This is a genomic window from Pseudoalteromonas prydzensis, from assembly GCF_011050055.1.
GTDB classification, from domain to species: Bacteria; Pseudomonadota; Gammaproteobacteria; order Enterobacterales; family Alteromonadaceae; genus Pseudoalteromonas; species Pseudoalteromonas prydzensis_A.
In genome coordinates this window covers 1-4,168 of the sequence record NZ_DRGM01000028.1, presented here as the reverse complement: position 1 = coordinate 4,168, position 4,168 = coordinate 1, and the positions used below count along the sequence as shown (strand labels likewise).

2 protein-coding genes are annotated in these 4,168 nt (G+C 42.4%); one reads left to right on the top strand and one right to left on the bottom strand.

Features of this window, described 5'->3' with window-relative positions; all coding sequences use genetic code 11:
- Positions 1-16: 16 nt before the first annotated feature.
- Positions 17-904 carry a cation diffusion facilitator family transporter gene (locus ENH88_RS02365; protein WP_304179037.1) on the bottom strand — a complete coding sequence of 296 codons (888 nt, stop codon included), beginning with the start codon at positions 902-904 and terminating at the stop codon, positions 17-19.
- A gap of 219 nt (positions 905-1,123) precedes the next feature.
- On the opposite strand from ENH88_RS02365, the gene ENH88_RS02360 reads away from it, so the two are divergent.
- Positions 1,124-2,566: a sensor domain-containing diguanylate cyclase gene (locus ENH88_RS02360; protein WP_304179035.1), complete on the top strand. Its 1,443-nt coding sequence runs from the start codon at positions 1,124-1,126 to the stop codon at positions 2,564-2,566.
- Positions 2,567-4,168: the final 1,602 nt, after the last annotated feature.

Genomic DNA, 4,168 nt, shown 5'->3' with positions numbered 1-4,168 from the left:
GCCAAGTTAACTAAATTTAATGCTGACAACCATTGCTTTCGATTTGTAACACACTAATGGCAATCTTAAATTGCTTTGCTAACAACTGCTCAACCTTCAATCGGCATGCTTCATCATGTTTTTCTTTGGTACAATGTTGTTTTAGCACCACATGGGCACCCACTACCAGTTCTTTGTCACGGCGGGTAACCGTAACATTATGCACATTTTCTACGTGTTCCACTTGGCCAATTGCCTGCTCAATATCAGCAACATCAGGCAATTTCGCTTTATTTAAACGCAGCCCTTTCACACATCCTACAATCACTTTTACACCGGTAAACAGCACAAACAGCGCAATCAACATACTCGACAAAATATCAATCACGCTCCACCCAGTCAGATAAATAAGGATCCCAGCGATAAAGGTAGAAACCGTTGATATTAAATCAAAAAATGAATGTAAAAAGACCGCATATACATTAATACTGGCCTTACGTCCTTTGTATAATACCCATGCCGCTGCACCGTGAAATAAAAAGCCCGTCGCAGCAATGACCGACATTAAATAGCTATTAACTTCAGGACCTTGCCCTTCATGATGGTGAACAAAGCGCTCCCCCCCTTCGAACAAGATCACTAAACTGATCGCTAAATACAAACAGCCGTTGATCAAACCACCGGTTAACTCCGCTTTTTGATAACCGTCATTATAATTTTTAGCCAAATGAATCGCCAAACTAGAGGCAATTAACGCAATGAATAAAGAACTATTATGAACAAATAAATGCCCGGCATCGGCCAGCACTGCTAACGAGTTGGCATAATAAGCGCCGATAACCTGAATGACCATAAATGAACAGGTGATAGCTAATGCAATTAATAATCTGCGGCGAGAGGCTTGATGCGTTGTAATGTCTGTCATGAAAGGCGATTTAACCTGTGCTAAGTGTGCTAAAAATCATCATTTTGATGGAATCAAGAAAAGAGTAATGATATACAGTATCAATTGTAGTACTTCCAAGACTTAAACGCACTATAAAACTTAATATTGCGCTAATTTCTCTATTAAACGCGCAATTAAAGTACCACTTTTTTAAAAATGAATATAAGCTTAATGTGTTAATATGAAGTTGGAAAGTCTGTGAAACAGTATTCTGTCGATGAAATTTGGCAATCATTACAAGCATTACCAGTTGCAATCATGCTGTTTGATGAGCAAGCAGATACGCTTCATGCTAATGCCTCAAGCCAGCGGTTATTTGGCTTAATGCCTGCAACCTGCCCAGTAAAAAATGCCTTTGCACATTTAGCTATTTTGCATTTAGATAGCAAAGAGCCTGTCGATTATAAATCGTTTTTAACTCCTAATAATAACGCTGAACACAGCTTCAATATAACAAAAAAGAATACGACTTTATGCATTAAAGTCACCTATAGCTTGATTGCGCCGCAATTAATGATGCTAGCGTGTGAACCACAATCAGCCACCTCACAACAGGCTGACTTTGATGAAGTAATCGCCAAGATATCAACCCAGCTAATTGATATACAGATAGATAATCTCGATCAACAGATCGAAAGTGCTTTAAAAACCATAGGTACATTTTGTGATGCCGATCGCAGCTATTTATTTCAATTTAGCGAAGACGGCAAAGCAATGAGCAATACCCACGAATGGGTAAATAAGCAGGTCAAACCTTTTAAAGAAAAACTGCAAGATATCCGACAAGATTTACTGCCGTATTTTTTTGCCACAATGAACGAAAAACATGTTTTTAATGTACCTGATATACGCAAACTCCCAGCAGCCGCGGCTGCAGAAAAGGCCGAGTTTGAATCGGAAGGGATTAAGTCGGTTTTATGTATCGGGCTGCGTTCAGAAAACGCCTTGTTTGGTTTTATTGGCTGTGATTGCGTAACACATATGCGCAATTGGACCGACACCGATCTTATGCGCATTAAACTCGTTGGTGAAATTATTACCAACGCCCTCAAAAATGTTTTTTATAAACAACGTTTAGAACATGCCCAACAACAACTACTGTTAGTGAATAAAGAACTACAATCACAAGCAAACCTCGACAGCCTAACAAATATCGCCAACCGCCGCTGTTTTGATCAAACCTTACTCAGTGAAATTCAACGAGCAACACGCTCACAGCAACCATTGAGTTTAATCATTTGTGATATCGATTATTTTAAACTGTATAACGACAACCATGGCCACAGACAAGGTGATCACGCACTCAAACAAGTTGCCCATGCATTACATAGTTTATGTAAGCGACAAGGTGATTTAGCAGCCCGCTATGGCGGAGAAGAATTTGCAATTGTATTACCCAGCATTGACAAAACCCACTGCTTAAAATTTGCCAAGTTACTGCAACAGCAAATAAGCCAACTAGAAATTCCTCATCCAAATTCAAACGTAGCCGACTACCTCACCATCAGCATTGGATGTTATAGCTGCAAACCAGATCAAAACACCACCGCAGATATGATGATCCTCGCCGCCGACAGCGCACTTTATATGGCAAAAAACTCCGGCCGCAATCAAATTCAAGTTTTTGACGAAACGCATTAACGCCCAATACCCCAAGCGCTCATTGGTAGCAGCGAGTTCACCTCGCGACAAATCAAAGCGTTGCATGTTGCTTAAAAACACCCCTCTTTATAAATTCAACAATACTCCAAATGCCCTGTGCTGTAGGTCGTGCTTTAGCGCGAAAGCATATTGTCGCCGTAAACATCAGCAGTATGGCGTGTAGAAGAGCGCTTTAGCGCCGAAGGGTTAAAGATAGCATCGCGCCCAATCCGCGGGATACGATACCTAGCACCTAATCACTTTCTGGAACCTAACAGCTTTTTATATCACTGCTCTAAAGCGCAGCGCCTCATAACCTCTTTGTGAATACATCACTTAAAATCATTTTGCACAAAGAGAAGTGAATGAGAGTAAATGAGAAGACAAAAGGTAACGAGCTGCGGCTTATCCTAGCACCAGTTCCTACGGTAGTAACAGGTGCTTCTTGGTAGCTTGGTGTTTATGAATGTAGTCGTAGAGCTTGCTCACGCGAAAAGCGAAGCTTTTAAATTGTAGGTCGTGCTTTAGCGCGAAAATGAACTGAATTTCAAACAAACTATAGTGTTAATAATCCATCCATGGAGCTTGGTTACATCGGTCATTGCCTAAATGGATTTAGGTACTTAGATTTTGTCGGGAACAAAAATCTGTCATGACCTCACTTCCTCAGGCTGCACTGTTTACTAGATATGTCGTTTACTTTAGGCGTCCTGCCCTTCGCCATAAAGGCCTGCTTCGCAGTTCAAAAATATTCCCGATATTTTTGTCACTCCCTCGTCACCTAAGCTGCCTGTGTTGTAGGTCGTGCTTTAGCGCGAAAATGAACTGAATTTCAAACAAACCACGGTGTTAACAATCCATCCATGGAGCTTGGTCACATCGGTCACCCATGACCTCACTTCCTCAGGCTGCACTCTTTACTAGATATGTCGTTTCGATTCACCGTCACCTAAGCTGCCTGTGTGGCAGTGAACTGTTGTTAAATTAACATCGGCGTTTGAATCCATCCATGGAGCTTGGTCACATCGGTCATCCATGACCTCACTTCCTCAGGCTGCGAAACTCCGTTTCGGTCCCTCGTCACCTAAGCCGCCTGTTCGGCGGTGAAGGAAACAAATCGACTCTGGTAAAAAAGTCACACTTTCTAAGCCGCCTGTTCGGCGGTGAACTGTTGTTAAATTAACATCGGCGTTTGAATCCATCCATGGAGCTTGGTCACATCGGTCATCCATGACCTCACTTCTTCGCACTGCGAAACTTCGTTTCGGTCACTCATCACCTAAGCTGCCTGTGCGGCAGTGAACCCAAGTTAGACCGCCTTGAAATACCGTATTTTTTTCTAAGCTGCCTGTGCGGCAGTGAACCAACCGAGGATCACGAAGTAGTCAAGGTATTTTTTCTAAGCTGCCTGTGCGGCAGTGAACAGACGCATTGATAGAAAGCGGTAAGCTAGTGTGTTTCTAAGCTGCCTGTGCGGCAGTGAACTGTTGTTAAATTAACATCGGCGTTTGAATCCATCCATGGAGCTTGGTCACATCGGTCATCCATGACCTCACTTCCTCAGGCTGCGAAACTCCGTTTCGGTCCCTCGTCACCTAAGCT

Coding starts and splice junctions, on each gene's coding strand:
- ENH88_RS02365 (WP_304179037.1), bottom strand. CDS start 904: ATGACAGACATTACAACGCATCAAGCCTCTCGCCGCAGATTATTAATT.